This window comes from Rheinheimera aquimaris (assembly GCF_020531985.1).
In the GTDB taxonomy this organism is placed as follows: Bacteria; Pseudomonadota; Gammaproteobacteria; order Enterobacterales; family Alteromonadaceae; genus Alishewanella; species Alishewanella aquimaris.
Map to the genome: position 1 here is coordinate 552,371 of NZ_JAJAVQ010000001.1, position 25,907 is coordinate 578,277.

Genomic DNA, 25,907 nt, shown 5'->3' on the forward strand with positions numbered 1-25,907 from the left:
CGTTATTGCCGGTTATTGTACTGCAACAGACAAAAAAACAAGCATATTTGTCTAATCACGGCAAAATGTTGTATAAATAGCGAGCTACATGCACAAATAATGTCTGTTAAGGATCCGTATGACTAAATTGGATAAAGATCAGGTTGTTGCCGATTTTACAGCAGCCTACAAAGCCGCTTTTGGCAAGGCACCGCAACTGGAGCAAAAACCAGGCTGGTTCAGCGTAGACGGCGGTAAAAATATCCGCCTGGCGGAATTAGCAGAACTGGGCGCCAGTTACAGTACCGACAAAGCTAAACCTGCTGCTGAGAAGAAAGCTGCCGCCCCTAAAGCACCAGCCAAAACGGCAGAAAAGCCAGCTGCCAAACCGGCTAAGAAGACCAAAAAAGCCGCATCTGGCAGTGGTCAGTCAGCTGCAGCCCTTTGGAACCAGCGTATCGGTGCAGGCCAGCGCCCACCAAGAGGCACTCGCTGATAAAACGTCAGTCTGGCTGTGTTAACGCAGCCAGACGCGTTTTTGCCTCAATCCACTGCCCCATAAACTTGGTACTGCGAAAAGCATGATGTTTTAACATCAAGCCGGTGAAGTTATGCTGCCGGTGCTCAGCTAACCCCTGCTTAATACTGCTCAGCTGTTGCCATATTCTCGTTTCATGCGTTGTCAGACTAAACCTGGCATCAAGCGTAGTATAACCAAGCTGTTGCGCCAGCTGCCAGCATTCAGGCTGTTGGTATAGCGCTACCGCTGCCTCTGCGATGGCTTCACTGTTGTTGGCTATCATTCCCGGCCAACCATTCTGTGTCGCCATCCCTTCTGCACCAATATCAGTAGTCACACTGGGCGTGCCAAAGCGCATGGCATCCAAAAGCTTGCCTTTCAAGCCGGCACCAAAAGCCAATGGTGCCAAACACACTCTGGCCTGTTGCATCACATCAGCAACATCTGCCGCCCAGCCTTTAATCAAAAATCCTTGCCGGGTATTGTGCAATGCTGTTGCTTTGGGCGGCGGATAAGCACCATAAATATGCAGCTCAGCATCCGGTAGTTTGTGCCGGATCTTTGGCCAGATATCCTGTTGCAGCCACAATACTGCATGCCAGTTTGGCGCATGGCGAAAGTTGCCAATGGTAATAAAATGCTGACGCTGATTAAAATCCGGCGAAGTGCCAGGCTGGGTGTCTGACAATAAAAACGGGCAGTAGCAGAGCAACATGGCCGGTACGGCATAATGCTGTTGCAACAGCTGCATTTCATATTCAGAGATAACAAAAGTAAGATCGCAGCGGTAAATCGCGGCGACTTCCCGCACGGCCAGCGCTGAATTTAAGGCCTGAGCATCGACAGCAACACCGCGCTGAAAACTGCTTTGACGTGCCTCACGCAGCGCATGGCAATCCTCCATGTCCAAAATACGTAAGGCTGCAGGGCATGCCTGCTCTACCCGCCAACCAAACTGCTCTTCCAACATAAAGCGATCAAATATAACTGCGTCAGGGGCCTGCTCTGAAATCCACTGGTCAAAGCTACTGTCATTCAGACTGATAAGGTGTTCGCCCACCCCTATGGTACTTAGCATAAAACGGTGCGGACTAAGCTCTGCCGCGCTGGCAAAGATCACCTGCCAGCCCTTTGCAATAAAAAGCTGAATTAAACTCAACATACGATAACCGGCGGCAGATGAGTTTGGCTCAGGCCACACATAACCGACAATGATAAGCAGCGGTTGTTTGGATGACGACATATCAACTCCGGAAAAAAGTGCATTCTAACCACTAATTGCCTGTAGTGACAGCTTGGTAATTCAGCCTGCCATGCTAAGATAACCGCTACACAGACTCTGACGGAACGATAATGACTGCGACACCTTACTCACCGCTCGAAGAACTTTGTCATGCTTTAAGTCACGGTATCGGTGCCATTCTGAGTGTTGTCGGCCTTATCCTGATGTTACAGCTGGCGCTGCCCAGTGATGACAGCAGGTATTTCATCAGTAGTCTTGTTTACGGCTGTAGCCTGATCCTGCTCTATAGCAGCTCGACTCTTTATCATGCGGTTTCGCATCTTGGCGTCAAACATAAACTGCGACAGTTAGATCACGCGGCGATCTTCATTCTTATAGCAGGTACTTATACCCCTTTTACCTTGATTAACTTACGTGATAGCTGGGGTTTACCATTATTTATTCTGATTTGGACTATTGCTCTGACAGGGGTATTTATCGAACTGGCGACGAACCTGAAACATAAAAAGTTATCGCTGGCGTTATATCTGGGCATGGGCTGGCTGGTGATAGTCGCTATTCAACCTATGTTAAATAACGTGGCAACCGGTGGCTTATTATTGTTACTCGCAGGCGGGTTAAGCTACTCTTTCGGCGTGATTTTTTATATCTGGAAACGATTATTCCTGCATCATGCTATCTGGCATCTGTTTGTACTGGCAGGCAGTATATGCCATTTTCTTTCTGTGTATTTTTACGTGCTCAGTTAATAAAAAGGCCGGACAATGCCGGCCTTCTCAGTTAGTACTGATAACTGAACGTTACACCGCTGAACGCGGAATATGCACGGATACCAACATGCCAGGTTCCCGATTGCGGATTATTAATAGTACACACCTCGTTATTACCTTCCAGGTATGGCCGGCAATCATAAGCAGTGGTACTTGGCTGACTGCCATAGCGGACATATAAATCTGCGTCACCGGAGCCGCCTGAGATCTGGAATGTTACTGACGATACACCTGATGGGATCTGATAGCTGCCTCTTAACCACTGGCCAGTGCTTGCTGACAGATTAGGGAAAGATGCACCACCGTCTGGGGGAGTACCACCGTCCCCGCCAGAGCCATCGCAACCATTGTTGGTTAAATAATCATGAGCCGCTTTAGCTTTAACAATACCCCAGCCATATGACGTATCACGGCCTGCAGAACCACGATCTTCTGCCGTTGCATTTAATGCACTGCGGATTTGGGCAGCTGTACACTGTGGGTGATTACTCCATACCAAAGCTGCAACGCCCGCGACATGAGGTGATGCCATCGAGGTACCACTGATACTGTTATAGCCACCGTTATTCCAGGTAGAGTTGACACTGACACCCGGTCCTGCAATTTCAACCTGTGAGTTACGCTGCGAAAAGCTGGCTAAAGAGCCGCTTGAATTCACTGCTGCAACGGAAACCACCGAATTATATGACGCTGGATAGGAGAAGCTAGTGTTGCCGTCATTACCCGCGGCCGCAACCAACAGCATGCCACCATTATAAAAGTTAGTCATCGCATTGTTTTCTGTCTGGTTAGACGACCCACCACCGAGACTCATATTAACGACTTTAGCACCGGCATCTTTACATGACTGAATTGCCGTAATTAAATTAGATGCAGTGGTCCAGTTACCTGAGTTGTTGAAGATTTTAACAATATGCACGCCTGCCTGGCCTGAACCGATAACACCGACCACACCGGTATTATTGTTTAACGCCACCATAGTACCGGCAACATGAGTACCATGACCATTACCATCTGTATACCAGGTTCCATGGCCGGAGAATGCGTAGCCGGTGACACCTGAGCCTTGTAAATCCTCATGATCGGCATCAAAACCGGTATCAATTACACACACTTTTGTGTTGCCCGCACTGCTGTCACTAACCTGATCAGCCTGAACCATGCTAATACCATAAGGTGTTGTCTGAGCCATTGGCGTAATAACATCCATGATATAACGTTTAGAATCTTCTTCTACATAAGCAACCGTAGGGTCGCTTTCCAGCGCTTTGCGCTGTTTAGGTGTTAACTCCGCCACACTGGCGTTGATAAAGTCCAGATGAGACAAAGCGGTAACATTGGCTTTTTGTAATGCTTGCTGCGCCCGGGCAACTGAAAAAGCAGCGACAACAGCGCTATTACTGTCTGCAGACAAGGCAACCTGATCTTTATATTTAATGATGTAACGGTTGGTTGTATCGTCAGACAACGCAGATAAACTCTGCGCGGGTTCTGCTTTTTGTATTCCTGCCGCTACAGCAACTGAAGTAAGGCTTAACGTAAAACAACCCACAGACAGAGCTGTCAGCATCTTTGTAGTAGTGATTTTTTTCATCATAGTACCCTTGGTTAATTATTTAGGTCCCTGTTGTACATGACGCATCCTGGCGCCGAAAAAATAACCAACCGCAGAGCATACATCCATTACAAATATATTATAAATGCGTTACAAATGTATGAGATTGTCAAAAGCTGATAATTAAATATAACTATCAGAAACAAAATAGGTTTTTCAGGTACAAGGCAAAGTGAAGGTAACGAATAATTACTGGTGTTAATATGTGAAATGCTAACTGTCAGGCACGTTGCAGTTTGAACCAAAAAGTAGTGCCCTGTCCCACAGCTGAGGTAAAACCGATATCGCCATAATGATTTTCAATAATTTTTTTGCAGATTGCCAACCCCAACCCCGTCCCCTCCCGGGTTCTGCTATCTGAACTATCTGCCTGGGAAAATTTTTCGAAGATATGAGACTGAAACAACTCAGGAATACCACAACCATGATCTTCGACCTCAAGCAGCACGTCTTTATCTGTAGTGCTTAAACGGACAATCACCATAGCCCCTGCAGGTGAGAACTTGATTGCGTTAGAAACCAGATTATCGATAACCTGCCGTAAGCGTAACGCATCAGCGTTTACGCTATAACTTTCGGGGCTGACGGCATCCAGAGTCAATTCGACCTGAAACCGCTTGGCATAAGGCTGCATCACCTGAACTGCCTGATGTGCCAACTCCAATAAATCCAACTTATTCATGCTTAAAGTAAAAGTACCGGCAGCAAATTTCTGCAGATCGAGCAAATCATTAATCAGATGCGCCAATCTTTCACTGTTTGCCTGAGCAGTATGCAGCATTTCGCTATACACCGGATTACCCGGCGTCACTACGTTTTGTGCCAATAAGCCTACCGCACCCCGAATAGCCGTCAAAGGCGTTCTGAGTTCATGGCTTACCGTTGCAATGAATTCGTCTTTTAGTTTATCCAGACGCTTTAACTCTTTGTTAACCCGGGCTTGCTCTTCGAGACTACGCTCTAATTGCTTGGTGCGCAGAGACAATGTCACGGAGCTCTCCTCCAACGCCCGGGTGCGCTCGGCAACACGAGTTTCCAAAACCAGTTGAGCTTTAGCTTTGCTGTCGACCGCAGACTGCAGCAGGCGGTTAACCTGCCTGATATGCCTCAGCCGGTAGATATGCATCAACCACAAAAATAAACTGGCAATAGCAATAGCTGAGTACTGTACCCAACTCTGTTGCCACCAATGCGGCAATATCTGCAGTGTAGCAACAACCCGGGGCTCACTGAAAACACCATGATTGTTAGATGCCTTCAGCAATAGCGGATAACTGCCAACCGGTAAATTCGCATAGAATGCGCTGTTTCTGGCTCCAGCGAGCACCCATTCTGAGTTGATACCTTCCAATTTATAATGAAACTGATTGCGCTGCGGATCCTGATAATCCAAAGCACTGAATTCGAAATTAACAGTATGGTTCTCAGGTGACAACTTAATCACGCCCCAAGGCTGACCATGTGGTTTAAGTTGCTGTTCCTTATGATCAATAACAACTGCAGACAAGGTTGGTCCCGGTATATAAACGTTTGCTTTTAATAATTCAGGTTCAACAACAACCAGCCCCCCCATGGAGCCAAAGAGTATTTGATTGTCGTCTGCATAAACCGAATTGGTATTAAGTTCGGTGCTGACCATACCATCCCGGCTATTATAGTTAGAAAAGCGTTGCTGCTCAGATAGCCGGTGCGCCAGCCCTTTTGCCGTCATAACCCAGAGTTGCTGTTTTTGCTGCAAAACCCCCAGCACTATTTCAGAAGGCAACCCGTTTTCACGTCCCAGCAGTTTCTGTTCGGTAGTAATGCGATTATAGAGTATCAGGCCGTCTCTGCTGCAGATCGCAAGTATGCCAGCCTGTTCACTGACACATTGCACATTATTGTGTTGCAGCGTTATTGCCGAGTTTGCTGCTGTGCTGTATTGCTGTATTTTTCCGCTGGGTAGGTCAATTTGAAATAAACCGCTGTAACGGGTTGCAACCCATAGCTGGCGATCAGTGCCGACAAACACTTGCTGTACCGCATTACCGACCGACGTCTGTGACAACTCTGCTAACCAATGCTGCACCCGATGTTCTGTTGGCTGCCAGGCTATAACACCTTCGCCCCACATTCCCAGATATAAAGTGTCTGTTGCATCGATATATAAATCACGTACATTTCGGTTTGATACATTCGTCAGATCAAAAGGCATGTCTATTTTTTCTGTAGTGCCGTCGGTAAAACGATACAAGCCTGTATCTGTTGCAATATAAACCTGACCACTTTTATCGGCAGCTATAGCATTAACCCGGGTATTAAGGGCCTGCCGTGTAAATTGACCATCGCTGAGCTGTATACGATAAAGTGCATCAGTACTGCCCAGCCACACTGTATCTTGTCGCTTTAAAATTGCTGTTACGGAGAAAGGTTCTTGTTCAGACAGCCCGGGAGAGATACTGCCGATATCAGAAAAAGCCTCGCTGGAGACAACATTACGATACAGTCCGCTCTCGCGTGAACCGAGCCACAATACGCCTGACCGGTCCCGCATTATGCTTCTTACGTTAACATGTGACAGCTGTTGCTTGACATCAATCATATCCACAGAGGCAGGTATTAGCCTGTGTAAACCATTGTAACTGCCGATCAGTAACTGATGCTCACTGTTGTCGGCAAATAACACATTAACAAGCGGTTCAGCCTGAGCAAGCGGCTGGGCGATAAATTGCTGCTCTTCGGGTTCATAACGAAACAGACCTTGCCGGCTGCCGACCCAGAGCTTATTCTGCCAAACGGCCAAAGCCCTGATCTCATTCTTTCTGCTCAGGCTGTCTGCGTCGTTTACCAGCTCAATAACCGGGCCTAAACCACGATCTTCACGCCAACTGTGTAACCCGGCCGATGTTCCAATCCAAACGGTGCCATCGTCTGTCTGCGCCAGGCTCCAGATCCGCTGATCGGCAAGAGCAGTCTGTTCAGTGCCACTACCAACATTATCAATACTATCATCAGCATTAATCCGGCTTAAACCGGAAGTGGTTCCGACCCACAAACGATGCTGAGCGTCCAGCATCAAGGCCTGAATTTGATTACCGGCCAGGCCATGGGCTTCAGTATATCGATGCAAAGTTTGCGTTCCGGCATCGAGCCTTGATAGACCCAGCCCCCAGGTACCCGCCCAAATATTGTCATGCTTATCAATCAGCACCGCTCCGACATCAGGTGTCTGATTCTGCTGCAACTCTGCTGCGGTTAATACCGCAAATTCGTCAAAACGATAACCATCAAATCGCAACAAACCTGAGTTGGTTGACCCCAGCCATAAATACCCTGATTTGTCCTGCTGAACACTGTAAATGGTAGCGTTTGGCAGACCGTCGTCAACGCCAAGGCGGTTAAAACGTTCTTCAGCGCTAACACAGGTGCAAAACACCAGTAAAAGAATAAAGCGTACCGTGAAAACCATCCTTATCTTCAGGTAGAGCAAAACAACCTCGTCATAAAAAAGTCGTTGGAATTGAGTAATATCTGACTATGCCTAGCTGCCTAAACATAGCATAGCCATTATCGCTTTACAGCCGCTAAAGCATTAAATATACCGCGGTACTTTCGCTTAGGGTTGCATTCTTTTAGAATCGTCGCCATTACCCGGTTTAATTAAGTTGTTTTCGGAGAAATTCATGTCTGATGTCAAACACAGCCGCCTGCTTATTCTAGGTTCAGGTCCGGCTGGTTATACTGCGGCAGTTTATGCTGCACGCGCCAACCTGAATCCAGTACTTATTACTGGTATGCAACAAGGTGGTCAGTTGACAACCACAACTGAAGTCGAGAACTGGCCGGGTGATGCGCATGGATTAACCGGGCCAGCGTTGATGGATCGCATGCGTGAACATGCAGAAACATTTAATACCGAAATTGTATTTGACCATATCCATACGGTAGATCTTAAACAAAAACCCTTCACTCTAACAGGTGACAATGGCACCTATACCTGTGATGCGCTGATTATTTGTACCGGCGCGTCAGCAAAATATCTCGGTTTACCATCTGAGCAGGCATACAGCGGCCGCGGTGTATCTGCCTGTGCCACCTGTGACGGATTTTTTTACCGCAACCAGAAAGTCGCTGTTGTCGGTGGTGGTAATACCGCAGTAGAAGAAGCCTTGTACCTATCCAATATTGCTGCAGAGGTGCACCTGGTTCATCGCCGTGACAGCTTTAAAGCGGAAAAAATACTGGTTGATCGCCTGATGGCTAAAGTAACAAACGGCAACATCGTATTACATACGCACCGTGAGCTGGATGAAGTGTTTGGTGACGAAATGGGCGTTACCGGTGTCCGCCTTAAATCAACCAAAGGTGAAGCCGAAGAACAACTTGCGCTGCAAGGCGTATTCATCGCTATCGGTCATCAACCTAATACCGATATCTTTAAAGGCCAGCTGGATATGAACGGTGGTTACCTGAAAGTGCACAGTGGAACTGAAGGTAACGCAACCCAAACCAGCATACCGGGTGTGTTCGCTGCCGGGGATGTGTCAGACCATATATATCGCCAGGCTATTACGTCAGCAGGGACAGGCTGTATGGCCGCACTTGACGCTGAACGTTATCTGGACGCTTTAAACAAGTAACCATTTTGACCATATACCTGCCAGAGTTAGATGCGCATGATGTCAGCTTTCCTGAGTTGCATCATGCCCTGACTGAGCCGGATGGTTTATTGGCAATGGGCGGAGACTTATCAACCGCCCGTCTTATCAGCGCATATTCAAACGGTATTTTCCCCTGGTTTAGTGAAGGCGACCCCATGCTATGGTGGAGCCCATCTGTACGAGCTGTTTTTCCACCGGATACGCTAACTTTAAACCGTACACTTAGAAAGCAGATAAGACGCTACAAGCTGCACTTCAGCGTCAATACTGCTTTTGCGGAAGTGACAAGGCATTGTGCCGCACCCAGAGCCAGGCAACCGGGTACCTGGATACTGCCTCAGATGCAGCAGGCCTATTTGCAACTGCACCATCTTGGTTTTGCTCACAGTATTGAGGTCTGGCAGCATAACAAGCTGGTCGGCGGTTTATATGGTGTGATGATTGGCCAGCTGTTTTGTGGCGAGTCTATGTTTAATTTTTTACCGGATGCAGCAAAAATCGCCTTAGTCGTGCTGCAACAGCATTTAAAAGCAGTAGCTGAAGGCTGGATAGATTGTCAGCTGCCAAACCCATTTCTGCAGCAGATGGGCGTACAATCCATCCCCCGCGAAGAATATATCAGCTTGCTAAAACAGTTAAAGGATAAAACTGTTGTCAAATCACACTGGCAAGCAGGCACCATCGCGCAGGATATAGCTGATGCATGAACTGAAATTTGGTCTTACAGCTGCTTCCCAATGCAGTTATCTGCCAAAGCAACAGGAGCAATTGGTATTTTTATTGCCAGAACAACCTGTCGATGCCGTTTTATATCAGCAGTTGTTGCAACTGAATTTTCGCCGTAGCGGCGATCAGGTCTACACACCTTATTGTGCTGCATGCAAAGCTTGTCAGTCAGTTCGCATTAACCCTGCCGCAGTTAAATACAGCCGCAGCCAACGCCGTATACTTAACAGGGCCAACAACAAAGAGTGGCGTTATCAACTGACTGCGGCTCCATCCGTTGATTATTTTCCATTATTTTCTGATTACATTAATCACAAGCATCGTGATGGCAGTATGTACCCGCCTTCCCGGGATCAGTTAAATGCGATGATGCAGTGTTCGTGGTTAAAAGTTCACTTTCTGGAGCAGTATTACCAGCAACAGCTGGTTGCAGTGACAGTTGTAGATGAAACAAAAGATGCCTATTCGGCTGTTTACACATTTTTTCACCGCAGTGCAGGTAGCTTTTCTCCGGGGATCCTGGCAATTCTGTACCTTCTGCAATGTGCTGCACGCGACAACAAGCAATGGCTGTATCTGGGATATCAAATTGATCGCTGCCAGAAGATGGCTTATAAAGCCGGTTTTTTACCGCAACAACGTTTTATCAACGGAGAATGGTGCTCATTTGGCTAAAAAAGCGCTTGTCGCTTTACTTATGCCGGCGATTTCGGCACAATCTGCGCAGTTTTTTATGGTTCACCCAATTTTAAGAGGCAAGTACGCTGAATGGCGAAGGAAGACGTAATTGAAATGCAAGGTACCATTTTGGATACCCTGCCAAATACCATGTTCAAAGTTGAACTGGAAAACGGCCATGTCGTTATCGCTCATATTTCAGGTAAAATGCGTAAAAACTATATCCGTATTTTAACCGGCGACAAGGTAACCGTAGAGCTAACGCCATACGACTTAACAAAAGGTCGTATTGTGTTCCGTCAGCGCTAAGTAAAGATTTAGGATCTGACGCTAAACCCGGCTAAATTGCCGGGTTTAATGCTTTAATAGCGGCCTGTTAATCTGTCAGTGCAGCTTCAGCCTGAGTATGATAGTCAAATTGCAATTGGTCATTTACAAGTTCCACTTTGACATCGCCACCCTGTAGCAGGCGGCCAAACAATATTTCATTAGCCAGTGGTTTCTTCAGCTGCTCCTGGATCACCCGCGCCATTGGCCGAGCCCCCATTGCATGATCATACCCTTTTTGCGCCAGCCACTGCCGAGCAGCAGAACTTAGTTCCATAGATACCTGTTTCTTATCCAGCTGCACTTGCAGATCACAGATAAATTTGTCGACTATCTGCAGAATAATGTCAGATTCAAGGTGCTTGAACCATATAATACCATCAAGCCGGTTTCTGAATTCAGGGCTGAAGGTGCGATTTATTTCCGATAATGCATCATGGCTATGATCCTGCTGTTTGAAGCCGATTGACTTACGAATCGTCTCCTGTACACCAGCATTTGTGGTCATAACCAATACCACATTGCGAAAATCAATCTTGCGGCCATTATTATCGGTTAGAGTGCCGTGATCCATAACCTGCAACAGAATGTTATAGATGTCGCTGTGGGCTTTTTCTATTTCATCCAGTAATACCACTGAGTACGGATGTTTAGACACAGCATCGGTTAATAATCCGCCCTGCTCAAAACCAACATAACCCGGCGGCGCACCGATTAAACGGCTGATCGCATGGCGTTCCATATATTCAGACATATCAAAACGCAACAACTCTACACCCAGCGCTTTCGCCAGTTGCTTAGTTACTTCTGTTTTGCCCACGCCGGTCGGACCTGCAAACAAGAAATTACCTATCGGCTTTTCTTCATTCCCCAATCCTGAACGTGACAGACGGATAGCGGCAGTAAGCACTTCGATAGGTTCGTCCTGACCGAACACAACCAACTTCAGGTTACGGTCAAGGTTTGCTAATACATCTTTGTCGGACGCCGACACTGACTTTTCCGGGATCCGGGCCATTTTTGCAATCACATGTTCTATCTCTGGCACATTAATAACCTTGCGCCGCTTCGAAGATGGCAGCAATCGCTGACTGGCTCCGGCCTCATCGATGACATCTATTGCTTTGTCAGGCAAGTGTCGCTCATTAATATATTTGGCAGACAATTCAGCAGCGGCACGAATTGCCTTCTGGGTATAACGGACATTATGATGCTGTTCGTAGCGCTCCTTTAATCCCAGCAGTATGCGGGTAGTGTCATCTACGCTGGGCTCAGCAACATCGATTTTCTGAAAACGTCGCACAAGCGCAGTATCTTTTTCAAAAATGCTCTTAAATTCCTGGTAAGTGGTAGACCCCATACACCGTAAACGTCCACTGGATAGTAGCGGTTTTATCAGGTTGCTGGCATCCATCACGCCACCAGACGCTGCTCCGGCACCTATTACAGTGTGTATTTCATCGATAAATAAGATAGCGTCTTTTTCACGCTCTAATTCTTTAAGCAATGATTTCAGCCGCTTTTCAAAATCTCCACGATATTTCGTACCAGCCAGTAAAGCGCCCATGTCCAGAGAGTAAATGGTCGCATCGGCAATAACCTCAGGAACGGCTTTGTGCACGATACGATACGCTAAGCCTTCGGCAATAGCTGTTTTCCCTACGCCAGCTTCACCTACCAACAGAGGATTATTCTTTTTGCGCCGGCATAGTACCTGAATCGCCCTCTCAACCTCGTGCTCACGACCAATCAAAGGGTCAATCTGGCCATTTTTAGCCTGCACGTTAAGATTGGCAGTAAAATTCTCCAGGTATTTGCTGTCATCCGTTACCTGTTCAGCACCGTCCTCCTGCACATGCTCGTCATGCTGTTCCAGCTTTTCAGTTTTAGTGACGCCGTGAGAAATAAAATTAACAACATCCAGACGGGTAATATCGATTTTCTTCAACAAATAAACGGCCTGGGATTCCTGCTCGCTAAAAATAGCAACCAGCACATTTGCACCCGTTACTTCAGCTTTACCCGACGACTGCACATGAAATACGGCCCGTTGCAATACGCGCTGGAAACCAAGTGTTGGCTGAGTATCCCGCTCCATTTCACCGTCAGGTAATACGGGCGTAGTAGAATCAATAAAACTGGAAAGCTCCTGGCGCAACTTCTCGATATTAGCACCGCAAGAGCGCAAGGCCTCACCTGCTGCAGGATTATCCAGCAATGCTAACAACAAATGTTCCACCGTCATGTATTCGTGACGACGTTCACGCGCAAACCTGAAAGCCAAATTCAGAGTTAACTCAAGATCTTTATTCAACATATACCACTCCTAATCCACCTGAGTAACGACACCAGAATCATGCAAAGGCTTACCTTATGCGCGTTCCATAGTGCATAGCAGCGGGTGCTGGTGCTCTTTTGCATACTGCATCACCTGTTGCACCTTAGTTTCTGCTATTTCTGCTGTAAAAATTCCACAGATCCCCTTTCCTTCATAATGCACTTTTAACATTACTTCTGTCGCCTGCTCATACTGCATGTTAAAAAAACGGCTCAAAACATCGATGACAAAGTCCATTGGAGTGTAATCATCGTTATGCAGTACCACTTTATACATCGGAGGCGGAGCAACCCGTTGCCGGGTTAACTCTTCTAAATCACCGAACTGTTCGTTACTATCTTTATTGCCGCTCATAAACTATAGCCACGCCTGTGTATTCCATCAAAGGGTTAAAAGTTAATTTTTGGTAAATTTTTAGTTTAATTTTGCAAATAACTTGACTGTCTGCTCAAATTATCTACATTAGTTGTTGGGATCAACAACAATCCCGCTATTGAGACTAGAATACAGAATTTAGCTAACTTAGAGAAGGAAGTAAGTTGTATGGCTACCGGTAAAGTAAAATGGTTCAATAATGCCAAAGGATTTGGATTTATTCGTGAAGATGGCCGTGATGAAGATATCTTTGCTCATTATTCAACCATTAGCATGGATGGCTACCGTACGCTAAAAGCCGGACAAGATGTGGAATTTGACTTGTCTGAGGGCCCCAAAGGCTTACACGCTGTGAATATTAAAGTGCCAGGTGATTTGACAGAGTAAAATATTCGCTGAGCGTAATGCAGGCTTAGTGTTACCAGGAACGACGGCAAAAAAAGCAGGCTATAAGCCTGCTTTTTCTTTACGCTTTATTTCGCTATGCGTTAGCCAATGCCTGATTGAACGTTTGGCTAGGCCGCATCGCTTTGGAGGCAAGTTCAGGATTCGGACGGTAGTATCCGCCAATATCAACCGCCTTACCCTGAGCGCCATTCAGCTCAGAAACGATAGTGCTTTCCTGTTGCTGCAGCACAGCTGACAGTTTCGCAAAGCGGGCTTGTAATTCTGTATCACTCGTCTGAGCAGCTAATGCTTCGGCCCAATACAGAGCCAGGTAGAAATGGCTACCACGGTTATCCAGTTCGCCCAGCTTACGGCGCGGTGATTTATCGTTATCCAGGAACTTCGCTGTGGCTGCATCCAGCGCGTCAGCAAGCACTTTCGCTTTATCATTACCCGTTACCTGACTTAAATGCTCCAATGATGCAGCAAGAGCCAGGAATTCACCCAGCGAATCCCAGCGCAGGTAATTTTCTTCAATAAATTGTTCTACATGCTTTGGTGCAGAACCGCCGGCTCCGGTTTCAAATAAACCGCCGCCATTCATCAGTGGAACGATGGATAACATCTTCGCGCTGGTACCCAGCTCCAAAATTGGAAACAAATCTGTCAGGTAATCACGCAGTACGTTACCGGTGACCGATATAGTGTCCAGCCCGTCTTTCATACGTTGTAACGTCAGGCGTGTTGCTTCAACCGGGGCAAGAACCTGAATATCAAGCCCGTCAGTATCGTGTTCTTTTAAGTACGTTTGTACCTTAGCGATAAGCTGTGAATCATGCGCCCTGGCACTGTCCAGCCAGAAAACTGCTGGTGTGTTGCTTAAACGCGCACGGTTAACAGCCAGTTTTACCCAGTCACGGATTGGCGCATCTTTGACCTGACACATTCGCCAGATATCACCTTGCTCAACCACATGCTCAAATACAACCTCACCTTTGCTGTTCAGAACCTGAACCTTGCCATCAGCTGCAATTTCAAATGTCTTGTCGTGTGAACCATACTCTTCTGCTTTTTGTGCCATAAGGCCAACGTTAGGCACTGAGCCCATAGTGCGCGGGTCAAAAGCACCATTTTTCTTACAGAAGTCGATTGTTTCCTGATACACACCGGCATAGCAGCGATCAGGGATCATCGCCTTGGTATCTTTTAACTTGCCATCAGGTCCCCACATTTGGCCTGAACTTCTGATCATAGCCGGCATAGACGCATCAATAATAACGTCGCTTGGCACATGAAGGTTAGTGATACCTTTATCAGAATTGACCATCGCCAGAGCAGGCCGTGCCGCATAGCACGCTTTGATATCTGCCAGAACAGCATCCTGTTTAGCTTGCGGTAATGTCGCTACTTTGGCAAACATATCACCGGCGCCATTGTTAACGTCAACACCCAACTCAGCAAACAACGCTGCATGTTTTTCAAACACTGGTTGGAAAAACTCCAGCACAGCATGACCAAACATAATAGGGTCAGACACTTTCATCATTGTCGCTTTTAAATGTAAAGACAGTAATACATCTTGCTGATTAGCGTCGGCTATTTCATGCTGATAAAAGGCGCGCAATGCTTTTTTACTCATGGTGGCGGCATCAACAACTTCACCTTCGAGCACTGCCACCTTGTCTTTCAACACTTTTACCGAGCCATCAGTGTTCAAGTGTTGAATTTTCAGGCTATCTGCCGCGGCAAAGGTAGCTGACTGCTCACTGCCATAAAAGTCACCACTTTGCATATGCGCAACATGGGATTTAGAACTGGCAGACCAGGCTCCCATGCTGTGGGGATTCTTCTTCGCATATTGTTTAACAGACGCCGGTGCGCGGCGATCTGAGTTACCTTCACGCAGTACCGGGTTGACCGCACTGCCTTTAATTTTGTCGTAGCGAGCTTTGATATCGCGCTCTTTATCATCTTTTGGCTCAGCAGGATATTCTGGCAGTGCGTAACCCTGTTGCTGTAATTCTTTAATCGCCGCTTTTAACTGAGGAATAGATGCGCTGATATTAGGCAGCTTAATGATGTTTGCATCAGGACGACTGGCCATTTCACCCAGTTCAGCCAGTGCATCAGCGATACGCTGCTCGGCAGTTAAAAATTCAGGGAAAAGCGCAATAATCCGACCAGAGAGCGATATGTCACGCGTTTCAACTGCTATACCTGCGGCGGCTGAGAAAGCCTGAACGATAGGCAATAAAGAATATGTAGCCAGCGCTGGCGCTTCATCGGTTTCGGTGTAAATGATTTTTGCAATATCTTTTGACATGTTAGTTCCTGTAATGTGTTCGCGATCAGCTGGCTTAAACGGGCCAGTTCGCACCTTCATCCGGGCGATGTTGATGTTTTAAACGCATTTGTTGCAAAGCGGCGGTAGTATAGCAGCATGACATTCAATAAAATAGGCAGCTGCCTGCTCCAGCGTGTTGCATGCGTTACGGTAAATAACGTCTTTTCAGGCTGACCTTTTAACCTGGCTTAACAGCTCGAAATATGACCCGATGCTATGAATTTCAAAGACAAAAAGACAGTTAAACCTGCAAAGAGCAGACAGAAAGTGCAAAATAATCCATATGCGAAAAAACGCAATGCGACCAAGGTCGACAATCCAACATTAGTGTTGTTCAACAAACCCTACGATGTATTGTGTCAGTTTACTGATAACAGCACTCCCGCACGTGCTACCTTAGCCGATTACCTGCCTATAGCCGACGTCTACGCGGCAGGCAGACTTGACCGGGACAGCGAAGGTTTACTCCTACTGACCAACTGTGGCAAAACACAGCACCTGATAAGCGACCCTAAACATAAAATGAGCAAAACATACTGGGTTCAGGTGGAAGGGCTGATAAGCGACACAGCGCTTGCGCAATTGACGAAGGGGGTTGAATTAAAGGATGGCTTGACATTGCCAGCCCGGGCTGAACATCTTGCCGAGCCAGATATCTGGCCGCGTACCCCGCCTATCAGACAGCGTGTGGATATCCCGACCAGTTGGATCAGTCTAACCATAACAGAAGGCCGTAACCGTCAGGTAAGACGGATGACGGCCGCAGTTGGTTACCCTACGTTGCGGCTGATCAGGGTACAAATCGGTAATTGGGCACTGGGCGACCTGCGTCCCGGGCAATATCAGGTTCACCCACTGACATAAGGATGTACAGACAAATGAGCCGGGAGCAGTTGCACTTAACAGTGGCAGCAATAGTACACTTTGAGCAGAAATTTTTACTGGTTGAAGAAATTGATAAACAAACTGGTAGGCGGGTATTAAACCAGCCCGCCGGCCATGTAGAGCAGGATGAAGACTTACTCAGCGCAGTAAAAAGAGAGCTGTATGAAGAAACCGGATTGCAGCTTGAGCCCAGCGCGTGGTTAGGTATCTCGCAGTTAAAAGCCGCTAACGGTCATCGTTACGTGCGGCTGAACTTTATATTCGAGCCAGACAAACTTCCCTCTTACTATCAGCCACAGGATAGCGATATTCTGGCCCTGCACTGGTACGATAGCCATCAGTTATCTGCTACTACGCTACCACTTCGCAGCCAGCTTGTAAGTGATGCGATATCAGCTTACCGCCAGGGCGTGCGGATACCGCTAACGCTAATCCAACCAACGCGATAACATGCGCAGCAAACAAATTTGATGTATAATCCGCGCCTTGATTTTTTGCTCCTTCTAAAGCGCGGGTGTTATGCCAGATAATCTGTCTGCCAACAGCAGTAAAAAAGTCATCGTCGGTATGTCCGGTGGTGTTGATTCGTCAGTGTCAGCCTACCTGTTATTACAACAGGGATATCAGGTTGAAGGCCTTTTCATGAAAAACTGGGAAGAAGATGACAATGACGAATATTGTGCCGCAGCTGAAGACATGCGTGATGCCCAGGCAGTATGCGACAAACTAGGCATAGTGCTACACAAAGTAAATTTCGCCGCAGAATACTGGGATAATGTATTTGAATATTTTCTGGCAGAGTACAAAGCTGGCCGTACTCCAAACCCGGATATTATGTGCAATAAAGAAATTAAGTTTAAAGCATTTCTTGAGTTCGCAGCAGAAGCACTAGGTGCAGATTACATCGCGACCGGACATTATGTCCGCCGCCGTTACCAAGATGGCCACTGGCAGCTACTGCGTGGTTTGGACAACAATAAAGACCAAAGTTATTTTCTGTATACCATTGGCGAAGAACACGTTGCCCAAACACTGTTTCCCGTAGGTGAGCTGGAAAAACCGGCTGTACGCGCGATTGCCGAGCAGCAAGGCCTTATTACCCACGATAAGAAAGACAGTACCGGCATCTGTTTTATCGGCGAGCGCAAATTTAAAGACTTTTTACAGCAGTATCTGCCTGCTCAGCCAGGAGATATCGTCACAGTAGATGGCGATATTATTGGCCGCCATGAGGGCCTGATGTACCACACTCTTGGGCAGCGTAAAGGCCTTGGTATTGGCGGCTTACGTGATGGCGGTGACGAACCCTGGTACGTGGTAGGTAAAAATCTGACCGATAACCAGCTCATCGTAGCACAGGGCCATGACCATCCGAGTTTGCTATCGCGTGGGCTCATTGCCAATCAGTTACATTGGACTGACAGAGTTGGGCCTCAAACCACGCTGCGCTGCTCGGTTAAAACCCGCTACCGTCAGACAGACATACCCTGCACATTACATATTAACGCAGACAGTAGTGTTGAAGTTATTTTTGATACACCGCAAAAAGCCGTAACGCCGGGGCAATCTGCAGTATTTTATCTGGATGAAGTCTGCCTTGGTGGTGGAATTATCGATGTGGCACTGAACTGATTATGCAAGAATCTTTATCCACACAAATTATTGCGCTTGCAGGCTTGTGCCAGGCGTTAAAACTGGTACAACAGGTCGCCCGCAGCACCGAGCAGGACAAAGCAGCGTTGCAGGTCATGTTGAATAGTGTAGCGGTTATTGATGCTGAACAGCCGTTATCGATATATGGCGACGATACGGCAAACCTGGCCACAGGTTTAAAGCTAATAGTAGACCAACTTGGCGACAAACCACAGAAAGATGTTGAGCTTACCCGTTATATCGTGGGCGTTCTGGCACTTGAGCGGCGGCTGCATAAAAGCGCGGGCAATTTGAAACAGCTTGGCGACAAACTGCAACATCTGCAACGTCAGCTGCAACACTTTGCGGTTACCGACGACAATATGCTGGCAAGTCTGGCAGACATCTATTCGACCTGTATCAGCAGCCTTGGCGGTCGGATCCAGATATATGGTCAACCTGAATTATTAAAGCAACAGTCCGTACAACATAAAGTACGGGCGCTGTTGCTTGCTGCAATCCGCTCTGCTGTGCTATGGCGTCAGGCCGGAGGCAGTCGCCTTAACTTTATTTTTAAACGTCGTAAGTTGGTGGCACAGGCAAAACAAATGCTTGCGCAACTACCCTCATCAAGTTTATAGGAGCCTGTATGCAACTGAACGCCCTAACCGCTATATCCCCCGTTGACGGACGTTATGGCAGCAAAACTGTGGATTTACGGAATTATTTCAGTGAGTTCGGTTTAATTAAATACCGGGTGATGGTAGAAGTTCGCTGGTTGCAAACGCTGGCAGCAACCACAGGCATTGCTGAAGTGCCGCCATTATCAGTACAAGCTAACCAGATACTTGATGATATTGTCGACAATTTTAGTTTAGCTGACGCCGAGCGGGTTAAAGAAATTGAACGCACCACCAATCACGATGTTAAAGCCGTAGAATACCTGCTGAAAGAAAAGGTAGCAGCAAATAGCGAGCTATCTGCAATCAGCGAGTTTATTCACTTTGCCTGCACTTCAGAAGATATCAATAACCTTTCTCATGGCCTGATGCTATCGGAAGCGCGCGAAAAAGTATTACTGCCACAATGTGATGCGTTGCTAGATGCAATAAAACAGTTGGCCAACGAGCACCGCACTGTGCCAATGATGGCACGTACGCATGGCCAACCAGCCTCTCCTACCACTATGGGCAAGGAAATGGCTAACGTATATATTCGTTTAAAACGTCAGCGCGATCAGATCGCAGCGGTAAATATTCTGGGCAAATTAAACGGTGCCGTAGGTAACTACAATGCACATTTGTCAGCCTACCCACAACTTAACTGGCATCAGTTATCGGAGCAGTTTGTCACCAGTCTGGGGCTGAGTTGGAACGCTTTCACAACTCAAATTGAACCGCACGACTATATTGCTGAGCTGTTCGACGCTGTCGCCCGCTTCAACACAGTGCTGCTCGATTTTGACCGTGATATCTGGGGTTATATTGCGCTTGGCCATTTTAAACAACGCACTATCGCAGGTGAAATCGGCTCTTCAACAATGCCGCACAAAGTTAACCCGATAGATTTTGAAAACTCTGAAGGTAACCTGGGTATTGCTAACGCCTTGTTTAACCACTTATCCGCAAAGCTACCGGTTTCGCGTTGGCAGCGTGACTTAACAGATTCAACAGTACTGCGTAATTTAGGCATGGGCTTTGGTTATACACTTATCGCTTACCAAGCGACGCTCAAAGGTATCAGTAAACTGGAAGTAAATGAGGCTAACCTGCGCGCTGAACTGGATGCCAACTGGGAATTACTGGCAGAGCCGGTACAAACCGTTATGCGCAAATACGGTATAGAACAACCCTATGAAAAACTGAAAGAACTTACCCGCGGCAAGCGGATTAATCAGGCCGATTTACACCTGTTTATCGATAAACTGGAATTACCAGCCGACGTCAAAGTACAGCTTAAACAGCTGACACCAGCAAGCTACATTGGCGCGGCAATAGAAATTACTGACTCCTTACAGTAGCTGACAAAACATAAGGCGCTGACATCAGCGCCTTTTTTCTCAGGAAAGACATATGTATCAATTGAATCTGGCTGAACTTAGTGTATCTGACTTTCTTAACAACTATTGGCAGAAAGTACCGCTACTGATCAAAAACGGTTTTAAAAACTTCGCCGATCCGTTAAGTGCAGATGAACTGGCCGGGCTGGCACAGGACGAAGAAATTGAATCACGGATTGTCAGTTGCGAAGGGCAGCAATGGGACATGCAAACCGGCCCATTCGATGATTTTAGCCAGCTAGGAGAGAAAAACTGGACCCTGCTGGTGCAAGCCGTTGACCACTGGCACCCAATGGCAGCCAGGCTAATAGATCCGTTTCGATTTATTCCAAACTGGCGTATAGATGACCTGATGGTAAGCTTTTCTACCCCGGGCGGCGGCGTGGGGCCACATCTTGATCAATATGATGTTTTTATTATTCAGGGTGAAGGCAGGCGGCATTGGCGAGTCGGCATGCCAGATCCCTCTTTACAACAACTCTGCCCTCACCCGCGGCTGTTACAGGTTAGCCCTTTTAACGCCTGCATTGACGTTATTACCGAACCTGGTGACATACTGTATATTCCGCCGGGATGTCCGCATGACGGCATTAGCCTGGAAAACAGCCTGAATTATTCAGTGGGTTTCAGAGCGCCGGCACAGAAAGACTTGCTGACCGGTCTGGCAGACTATCTTATCGACCATGATGTCACCGGCAAACGTTTTACGGACCCGGCCCGTCAGGCGTCTGTCTCTGTAGGTGCAATAGAGAAAACAGATCTGCAGAAAGTACGTCAACTGATGCAAGAACTGGTTGAAGATGATTCCATGCTGCCAAACTGGTTTGGTAGCCTTATAACACGGGCTAAACATGAGTTGGATTTAAATGAACCCGACCCACATTACTCAGCAGAAGAGATAGCCGAATATATTGAAGAAGGTTCTGTGTTAAGCCGCACCGGAGGACTGCGTTGCTGTTATTTCCAGGACAATGCCGCCGCTAACATCGCACTTTTTATTAATGGCGATCAGATCACCTTACCGCCTGACGAACTGGCAACCGCAAAGCTATTGTGTGATTACACAGAATTGGCATCAGAGCACAACCTGCACTTTTGCCAAAGTGTAGAGCGGACTATGCTGCTTACTAATCTTATTAATCAAGGCTATTGGTATTTCAGCGAATAAAATGACCAAAAAAACCGCACTCTGTGCGGTTTTTTGTTTTATGTAAACGAAAAATTACACCTCACCGGCTGATTCCATCTGCCAAAGCTCATCTTTATTAAACATGTCGTACAAATTATGTGCCCGCTTTACCAGTAAATTAGCAAAGTCGTGCTGTGTTTTATCCTGCAAGCCGGAATCTGCGATCTGTTGTGCTTTTAATTGCCAATGCAGTGAAAATGCCCGTACGGCTTCGCGCGCATTACTCGCAGCAGAAACAGCAATATGATCTGTTGGCAAATCACCACTGATTACCCAATATGATTGTTTTTCTTTAGTATTTAATTTCCAGACAGCAAAGTAAGGCGGTAAATACCGGCTCTCAGACACGGCAACATTGTCCGGCAATATTCCTTTACCTGCCAAATACTGATTTGCTTTTTGAAACTGTTCGCGTACCCATTCTGTGCGTGCTTTTTCTGCCTGGGCAATTTGTTCCTGAGTCCACTGCTCACTCATGTCGTTATTTCCTGCGTAAATTTTCGCAATACTCTAGGGGACTCGTCGGCAACAATCAAGTGTTGCGCTAAATTGTCGACAATCCACTGGACAGACCAGGGTAATTTTATTCAGTCTTCTGGTGTAATGCAGTCTGAAATGCTACATTTCGCCGCGCAAAATTGCTGCCTTTTACTGGCAGTCAACCCGATCACCTGCTGCAATTACCAGCAGTATTTAAACGGAGAAATCAGTCGTGGCCGTATTTAATCATTCTGAGTTCGATAGTCATGAGCAAGTTGTGTTCTGCGCAGACGCTGAAACAGGCTTAAAAGCCATTATCGCAGTTCACAGCACTGCGCTTGGCCCTGCGGTAGGAGGTTGCAGATTATGGGATTATGCTTCAGATGAAGCCGCGCTAAACGATGTCCTTCGGCTGTCCCGCGGAATGACCTATAAAAATGCTATGGCAGGTTTACCTTTGGGTGGTGGTAAATCGGTTATTATCGGTGACGCCAAGAAAATAAAATCAGAAGCCTTATTCCGTGCTTTTGGCCGCATGGTTCATCGTTTGTCTGGCAGCTACTACAGCGCAGAAGATGTAAATATCACGACCGGCGACATTATGATTGTCAACAAAGAAACGTCTTTTGTAGCAGGTTTGGAAGGTAAAAGCGGCAACCCAGCCCCTTTCACAGCTCTTGGCACTTACCGGGGTATAAAAGCTGCGGCTAAGCATAAATTCGGTTCAGATAGTCTGGAAGGCAAAACTATTGCCGTTCAGGGCCTGGGGAGTGTTGGTTTCTATTTGTGTGAACACTTGCATAAAGAAGGCGCCAGACTGGTTGTAACCGACATTAATAAGGAAGCCGTACAACGAGCTGTAACACTATTTGGCGCCACAGCGGTAGAACTGGATGCCATTTATGCAGTAGATGCTGACGTATATGCACCATGCGCACTGGGCGCCACTTTAAGTGATGAAACGATTCCTCAGCTAAAAGCACGCATCGTCGCTGGTTGTGCTAATAACCAGTTACAGCAAGCACGACATGGTGAGATCCTGCGTCAGAAAGGCATTCTGTATGCCCCAGATTATGTTATCAATGCCGGTGGCATTATAAACGTTGCATTCGAAATGCGCCCTGAAGGCTACTCTGAACAAGAGTCTACAGCCAAGGTAATGGCTATCTATGACACTCTGATTAATATTTTTGAGCGTGCAGACGCGGATAATCAACCAACCAGTGTTGTAGCAGATCTGATGGCACAGGAAATAATCCGTCGCGGTAAAACACAATAGTTCAGCAGGACAAAGCCACTAGTTGCTGTGGCTTTGTCCGTTTTCTTTAAAAAACTCAGCTAGCTTCATTGGTACTATGGCTATGGCAGTTTCATAGCCTATATTGTATAGCTGCTGCTTCTGCAGCGTGCTCAACGCAAAATCGACTGATGACACCTCTCCGGTATTTACCACGACTGTATTGTGCCAGTATTCCGCGTGTACGTACTCTCGTGAAACAGCACTCATAAAGGTTCTAATCAACATATAAATGTATGAAAGTAAGGGAAAATAGCGCGCAGGCTGCAAGGGCTTTGCTTCGCTGTCGCTTTTTAAACGGAAACATATCAAAGGCAAGCCAAGCCCCGACCAGTCATGGTGCAGCGCATCCTCGGACAGAATAACGCCGTCTGTCATAATATGATTCTCAAACTCCTGGAATGAAAAAAACAATGGTATCGACATGGAAAAGCGCACAGCTTTTGATACTTTAAGCCGCGGGGTCAAAGTACGGTTAAACACGACAGGTCCCCCACCATTTATATCTGTTGCCAGCACATGTAAGTCATAATCCAATTGCGCAAAAGTAATACCTTTTAATTGCTTGTCTAACCAACTCTCTAGTTTATTGCCGTTGCACAATCCCCCGCTTCGCAACAAAGATGTCATCGAAAAACTCCAGAACTGCCTGAAGTCTGTGCTTAGTGCTATGGCTTTAATTTCAGCCAGGCTCCAGCCAGATGCATAGAGCGCAGCCACTATACTACCGCCGGAAACACCGACCAGATGACGAAAAGAAAACCCCATATCAATCAAAGCCTGCAAAATTCCTATGTAACAGCTGAGCCGGGTTCCGCCTCCGGAAAAGATGGGTACTATCGCGGTATTGCTTTTGGCTTGCATTCCAGCTTTATCCTTAAACTGATAAATTCTTTGTTAGTATGGGATAAATTCTGCCGTATACCAGACAAGTTAATGGCTAATTGACTACCCTTAGCTGTACGCTTCTATTAAACTATTCAGTTCGAAGTAGGATTGACAAGGATCGTTAGATGAAGACTATATTAATCATAGAAGATGATATCGGCATTCAGAAACAGCTTAAATGGAGCCTGTCTGATTACGAACTCGTCTTCGCACAAGACAGAGCGTCCGCGCTAACTCAGCTGCGCCGCTATGAACCAGAAGTTGTTACCCTTGATTTAGGGCTGCCGCCAGATCCGGCTAATGCCAGCGAAGGCCTCGCCTGCCTGAATGATATACTGGCGTTAAAACCCAACTGCAAAATCATTGTTATCACAGGCAATACTGATACAGAACATGCATTAAAGGCCATCGCACTTGGCGCATACGATTACTACCAAAAACCGGTAGATCCAGAAGTACTCAGTATCATTCTTGCCCGTGCATTTAAAATAAGCGAGCTTGAAACTGAAAACCGTGCGCTCAAAAGCGCCAATCTTGGCAACAATGATATTATCGGCAACAGTGAGGCGATTTTAAAAGCATGCCGTACCGTTGAGAAAATTGCCCCAACTGAAATCACCACCTTGTTGTTAGGCGAAAGTGGTACAGGTAAAGAAGTGTTTGCCCGCGCAATTCACCGCCAAAGTCCAAGAGTCAATAAACCATTTGTCGCTATAAACTGCGCATCTATTCCGGAAAACCTGCTGGAAAGCGAACTGTTCGGCTACGAAAAAGGGGCATTCACCGGAGCCAATAAAACTACGCTTGGTAAAATAGAATGTGCAAATGGTGGTACTTTACTGCTGGATGAAATTGGCGATATGCCGCTTAGCTTGCAAGCAAAAATGCTACGATTTTTACAAGAACGGGTAATAGAACGTGTCGGTGGCAGACAGGAAATCGAAGTAGATGTTCGGGTTATCTGTGCAACTCACCGTAACCTGGCCGAAATGGTAGCAGAACAGAGCTTCAGGGAAGATTTATACTACAGAATAAGCGAAATAACGCTGCTGATCCCACCGTTGCGCCAGCGTGGTCACGACATTGTTGTGATAGCTAAAGCGCTGTTGAATAAATTTAACCTGGAGTTTAATACTCAGGTGCAGGGCTTTACCGAGTCTGCGATGCAAGCGATGTTGCAATATGCCTGGCCTGGTAACATTCGCGAACTGCAAAACAAACTTAAATCGGCAGTGATCCTGGCAGACAGTAAATATATCACTGTAGAAGATCTGGCTCTTGCGGTACAACACACCAAAATTGATACCTTACGCAAGGTAAGAGAGCTGGCAGAGACGCAGGCTATTAGGCATGCTTACACATTGGCAGCGGGAAATTTATCTAAAACTGCAGACACTTTAGGTATAACACGACCCACGCTGTATGCGCTAATTGATAAATACCGCTTACACGACTTACGTAATACCGAGACTGAAAGCTAACTTTGCTTTGCTGTGCAAAAGCAGTTTTAAACTGGCAATATAAAAAAACCCACC

Annotated in this window: 23 protein-coding genes; 15 read left to right on the plus strand and 8 right to left on the minus strand. The window is 46.8% G+C overall.

All coding sequences use genetic code 11. The annotated features are described in order from the left end of the window. Positions 1-118: 118 nt before the first annotated feature. On the plus strand, positions 119-475 hold the full coding sequence (locus tag LHL18_RS02470; RefSeq protein ID WP_226765623.1) for a hypothetical protein: 357 nt from the start codon (positions 119-121) through the stop codon (positions 473-475). A gap of 7 nt (positions 476-482) precedes the next feature. On the opposite strand, the gene LHL18_RS02475 is transcribed toward LHL18_RS02470, so the two are convergent. Further along, the gene (locus tag LHL18_RS02475; protein ID WP_226765624.1) at positions 483-1,742 is read right to left on the minus strand and encodes a glycosyltransferase; all 1,260 of its coding nucleotides are present in this window, start codon (positions 1,740-1,742) and stop codon (positions 483-485) included. Between the two features lie 110 nt (positions 1,743-1,852). Between LHL18_RS02475 and trhA the strand changes: the two genes are divergently transcribed. After that, on the plus strand, positions 1,853-2,491 hold the full coding sequence (gene trhA, locus LHL18_RS02480; RefSeq protein ID WP_226765625.1) for a PAQR family membrane homeostasis protein TrhA: 639 nt from the start codon (positions 1,853-1,855) through the stop codon (positions 2,489-2,491). A gap of 31 nt (positions 2,492-2,522) precedes the next feature. On the opposite strand, the gene LHL18_RS02485 is transcribed toward trhA, so the two are convergent. Together LHL18_RS02485 and LHL18_RS02490 are read right to left on the minus strand one after the other, a co-directional pair. Beyond that, the gene (locus LHL18_RS02485; protein ID WP_226765626.1) at positions 2,523-4,109 is read right to left on the minus strand and encodes a S8 family serine peptidase; all 1,587 of its coding nucleotides are present in this window, start codon (positions 4,107-4,109) and stop codon (positions 2,523-2,525) included. A 238-nt stretch (positions 4,110-4,347) separates the two neighbouring features. Next, the gene (locus tag LHL18_RS02490; protein ID WP_226765627.1) at positions 4,348-7,575 is read right to left on the minus strand and encodes a sensor histidine kinase; all 3,228 of its coding nucleotides are present in this window, start codon (positions 7,573-7,575) and stop codon (positions 4,348-4,350) included. 214 nt (positions 7,576-7,789) lie between these two features. On the opposite strand from LHL18_RS02490, the gene trxB reads away from it, so the two are divergent. The 4 genes from trxB (at position 7,790) to infA (ending at position 10,480) form a co-directional block, all read left to right on the plus strand. Continuing rightward, positions 7,790-8,746 (plus strand): thioredoxin-disulfide reductase, encoded by a 957-nt coding sequence (gene trxB, locus LHL18_RS02495; RefSeq protein ID WP_226765628.1) that lies wholly within the window; start codon positions 7,790-7,792, stop codon positions 8,744-8,746. A 5-nt stretch (positions 8,747-8,751) separates the two neighbouring features. Then, positions 8,752-9,474: a leucyl/phenylalanyl-tRNA--protein transferase gene (aat, locus tag LHL18_RS02500; RefSeq protein ID WP_226765629.1), complete on the plus strand. Its 723-nt coding sequence runs from the start codon at positions 8,752-8,754 to the stop codon at positions 9,472-9,474. Then, positions 9,467-10,168: an arginyltransferase gene (locus tag LHL18_RS02505; protein ID WP_226765630.1), complete on the plus strand. Its 702-nt coding sequence runs from the start codon at positions 9,467-9,469 to the stop codon at positions 10,166-10,168. Before aat ends, LHL18_RS02505 begins: the two co-directional genes overlap by 8 nt. A gap of 93 nt (positions 10,169-10,261) precedes the next feature. Next, on the plus strand, positions 10,262-10,480 hold the full coding sequence (infA, locus tag LHL18_RS02510) for a translation initiation factor IF-1 (RefSeq protein ID WP_008610216.1): 219 nt from the start codon (positions 10,262-10,264) through the stop codon (positions 10,478-10,480). A gap of 67 nt (positions 10,481-10,547) precedes the next feature. On the opposite strand, the gene clpA is transcribed toward infA, so the two are convergent. Together clpA and clpS are read right to left on the minus strand one after the other, a co-directional pair. Continuing rightward, complete coding sequence (gene clpA / locus LHL18_RS02515) at positions 10,548-12,815, minus strand: ATP-dependent Clp protease ATP-binding subunit ClpA (RefSeq protein ID WP_226765631.1); 2,268 nt, start codon at positions 12,813-12,815, stop codon at positions 10,548-10,550. 54 nt (positions 12,816-12,869) lie between these two features. Continuing rightward, a complete protein-coding gene (gene clpS / locus LHL18_RS02520; protein ID WP_134054309.1) occupies positions 12,870-13,190 on the minus strand; it encodes an ATP-dependent Clp protease adapter ClpS in 321 nt (106 codons plus the stop codon). A gap of 189 nt (positions 13,191-13,379) precedes the next feature. Here clpS and cspD point away from each other — a divergent pair, with 189 nt between their 5' ends. Then, a complete protein-coding gene (gene cspD / locus LHL18_RS02525; protein ID WP_008218396.1) occupies positions 13,380-13,598 on the plus strand; it encodes a cold shock domain-containing protein CspD in 219 nt (72 codons plus the stop codon). A gap of 94 nt (positions 13,599-13,692) precedes the next feature. Here the strand turns inward: cspD and LHL18_RS02530 are convergent, their stop codons facing one another. Then, positions 13,693-15,921 carry an NADP-dependent isocitrate dehydrogenase gene (locus tag LHL18_RS02530; protein ID WP_226765632.1) on the minus strand — a complete coding sequence of 743 codons (2,229 nt, stop codon included), beginning with the start codon at positions 15,919-15,921 and terminating at the stop codon, positions 13,693-13,695. A 288-nt stretch (positions 15,922-16,209) separates the two neighbouring features. Here LHL18_RS02530 and LHL18_RS02535 point away from each other — a divergent pair, with 288 nt between their 5' ends. The 6 genes from LHL18_RS02535 to LHL18_RS02560 all read left to right on the plus strand — a co-directional run bounded on the left by LHL18_RS02535 (position 16,210) and on the right by LHL18_RS02560 (position 21,686). Beyond that, positions 16,210-16,806, plus strand: a complete 597-nt coding sequence (locus tag LHL18_RS02535; RefSeq protein WP_226765633.1) for a pseudouridine synthase — start codon at positions 16,210-16,212, stop codon at positions 16,804-16,806. Positions 16,807-16,820: 14 nt separating this feature from the next. Next, on the plus strand, positions 16,821-17,276 hold the full coding sequence (locus LHL18_RS02540; protein WP_226765634.1) for an NUDIX domain-containing protein: 456 nt from the start codon (positions 16,821-16,823) through the stop codon (positions 17,274-17,276). A 70-nt stretch (positions 17,277-17,346) separates the two neighbouring features. After that, positions 17,347-18,459, plus strand: coding sequence for a tRNA 2-thiouridine(34) synthase MnmA (mnmA, locus tag LHL18_RS02545; RefSeq protein WP_226765635.1), 1,113 nt, complete (start codon positions 17,347-17,349; stop codon positions 18,457-18,459). A gap of 2 nt (positions 18,460-18,461) precedes the next feature. Next, positions 18,462-19,100 carry a high frequency lysogenization protein HflD gene (gene hflD / locus LHL18_RS02550; RefSeq protein ID WP_226765636.1) on the plus strand — a complete coding sequence of 213 codons (639 nt, stop codon included), beginning with the start codon at positions 18,462-18,464 and terminating at the stop codon, positions 19,098-19,100. An 8-nt stretch (positions 19,101-19,108) separates the two neighbouring features. Next, positions 19,109-20,479 carry an adenylosuccinate lyase gene (gene purB, locus LHL18_RS02555; RefSeq protein ID WP_226765637.1) on the plus strand — a complete coding sequence of 457 codons (1,371 nt, stop codon included), beginning with the start codon at positions 19,109-19,111 and terminating at the stop codon, positions 20,477-20,479. A 52-nt stretch (positions 20,480-20,531) separates the two neighbouring features. Next, positions 20,532-21,686 (plus strand): cupin domain-containing protein, encoded by a 1,155-nt coding sequence (locus tag LHL18_RS02560; protein WP_226765638.1) that lies wholly within the window; start codon positions 20,532-20,534, stop codon positions 21,684-21,686. 54 nt (positions 21,687-21,740) lie between these two features. On the opposite strand, the gene LHL18_RS02565 is transcribed toward LHL18_RS02560, so the two are convergent. Continuing rightward, positions 21,741-22,184: a DUF4826 family protein gene (locus LHL18_RS02565; RefSeq protein ID WP_226765639.1), complete on the minus strand. Its 444-nt coding sequence runs from the start codon at positions 22,182-22,184 to the stop codon at positions 21,741-21,743. A gap of 235 nt (positions 22,185-22,419) precedes the next feature. Between LHL18_RS02565 and LHL18_RS02570 the strand changes: the two genes are divergently transcribed. After that, positions 22,420-23,466 carry a Leu/Phe/Val dehydrogenase gene (locus tag LHL18_RS02570; RefSeq protein ID WP_226765640.1) on the plus strand — a complete coding sequence of 349 codons (1,047 nt, stop codon included), beginning with the start codon at positions 22,420-22,422 and terminating at the stop codon, positions 23,464-23,466. Between the two features lie 18 nt (positions 23,467-23,484). On the opposite strand, the gene LHL18_RS02575 is transcribed toward LHL18_RS02570, so the two are convergent. Further along, positions 23,485-24,348 (minus strand): patatin-like phospholipase family protein, encoded by an 864-nt coding sequence (locus LHL18_RS02575; RefSeq protein ID WP_226765641.1) that lies wholly within the window; start codon positions 24,346-24,348, stop codon positions 23,485-23,487. Positions 24,349-24,497: 149 nt separating this feature from the next. On the opposite strand from LHL18_RS02575, the gene prsR reads away from it, so the two are divergent. Continuing rightward, positions 24,498-25,853 carry a PEP-CTERM-box response regulator transcription factor gene (gene prsR, locus LHL18_RS02580; protein ID WP_226765642.1) on the plus strand — a complete coding sequence of 452 codons (1,356 nt, stop codon included), beginning with the start codon at positions 24,498-24,500 and terminating at the stop codon, positions 25,851-25,853. Positions 25,854-25,907 lie beyond the last annotated feature (54 nt).

Coding starts and splice junctions, on each gene's coding strand:
- purB (WP_226765637.1), top strand. CDS start 19,109: ATGCAACTGAACGCCCTAACCGCTATATCCCCCGTTGACGGACGTTAT.
- trhA (WP_226765625.1), top strand. CDS start 1,853: ATGACTGCGACACCTTACTCACCGCTCGAAGAACTTTGTCATGCTTTA.
- LHL18_RS02530 (WP_226765632.1), bottom strand. CDS start 15,921: ATGTCAAAAGATATTGCAAAAATCATTTACACCGAAACCGATGAAGCG.
- trxB (WP_226765628.1), top strand. CDS start 7,790: ATGTCTGATGTCAAACACAGCCGCCTGCTTATTCTAGGTTCAGGTCCG.
- LHL18_RS02470 (WP_226765623.1), top strand. CDS start 119: ATGACTAAATTGGATAAAGATCAGGTTGTTGCCGATTTTACAGCAGCC.
- LHL18_RS02490 (WP_226765627.1), bottom strand. CDS start 7,575: ATGGTTTTCACGGTACGCTTTATTCTTTTACTGGTGTTTTGCACCTGT.
- LHL18_RS02575 (WP_226765641.1), bottom strand. CDS start 24,348: ATGCAAGCCAAAAGCAATACCGCGATAGTACCCATCTTTTCCGGAGGC.
- infA (WP_008610216.1), top strand. CDS start 10,262: ATGGCGAAGGAAGACGTAATTGAAATGCAAGGTACCATTTTGGATACC.
- LHL18_RS02485 (WP_226765626.1), bottom strand. CDS start 4,109: ATGATGAAAAAAATCACTACTACAAAGATGCTGACAGCTCTGTCTGTG.
- clpA (WP_226765631.1), bottom strand. CDS start 12,815: ATGTTGAATAAAGATCTTGAGTTAACTCTGAATTTGGCTTTCAGGTTT.
- LHL18_RS02565 (WP_226765639.1), bottom strand. CDS start 22,184: ATGAGTGAGCAGTGGACTCAGGAACAAATTGCCCAGGCAGAAAAAGCA.
- cspD (WP_008218396.1), top strand. CDS start 13,380: ATGGCTACCGGTAAAGTAAAATGGTTCAATAATGCCAAAGGATTTGGA.
- LHL18_RS02505 (WP_226765630.1), top strand. CDS start 9,467: ATGCATGAACTGAAATTTGGTCTTACAGCTGCTTCCCAATGCAGTTAT.
- mnmA (WP_226765635.1), top strand. CDS start 17,347: ATGCCAGATAATCTGTCTGCCAACAGCAGTAAAAAAGTCATCGTCGGT.
- LHL18_RS02475 (WP_226765624.1), bottom strand. CDS start 1,742: ATGTCGTCATCCAAACAACCGCTGCTTATCATTGTCGGTTATGTGTGG.
- LHL18_RS02540 (WP_226765634.1), top strand. CDS start 16,821: ATGAGCCGGGAGCAGTTGCACTTAACAGTGGCAGCAATAGTACACTTT.
- hflD (WP_226765636.1), top strand. CDS start 18,462: ATGCAAGAATCTTTATCCACACAAATTATTGCGCTTGCAGGCTTGTGC.
- prsR (WP_226765642.1), top strand. CDS start 24,498: ATGAAGACTATATTAATCATAGAAGATGATATCGGCATTCAGAAACAG.
- LHL18_RS02560 (WP_226765638.1), top strand. CDS start 20,532: ATGTATCAATTGAATCTGGCTGAACTTAGTGTATCTGACTTTCTTAAC.
- clpS (WP_134054309.1), bottom strand. CDS start 13,190: ATGAGCGGCAATAAAGATAGTAACGAACAGTTCGGTGATTTAGAAGAG.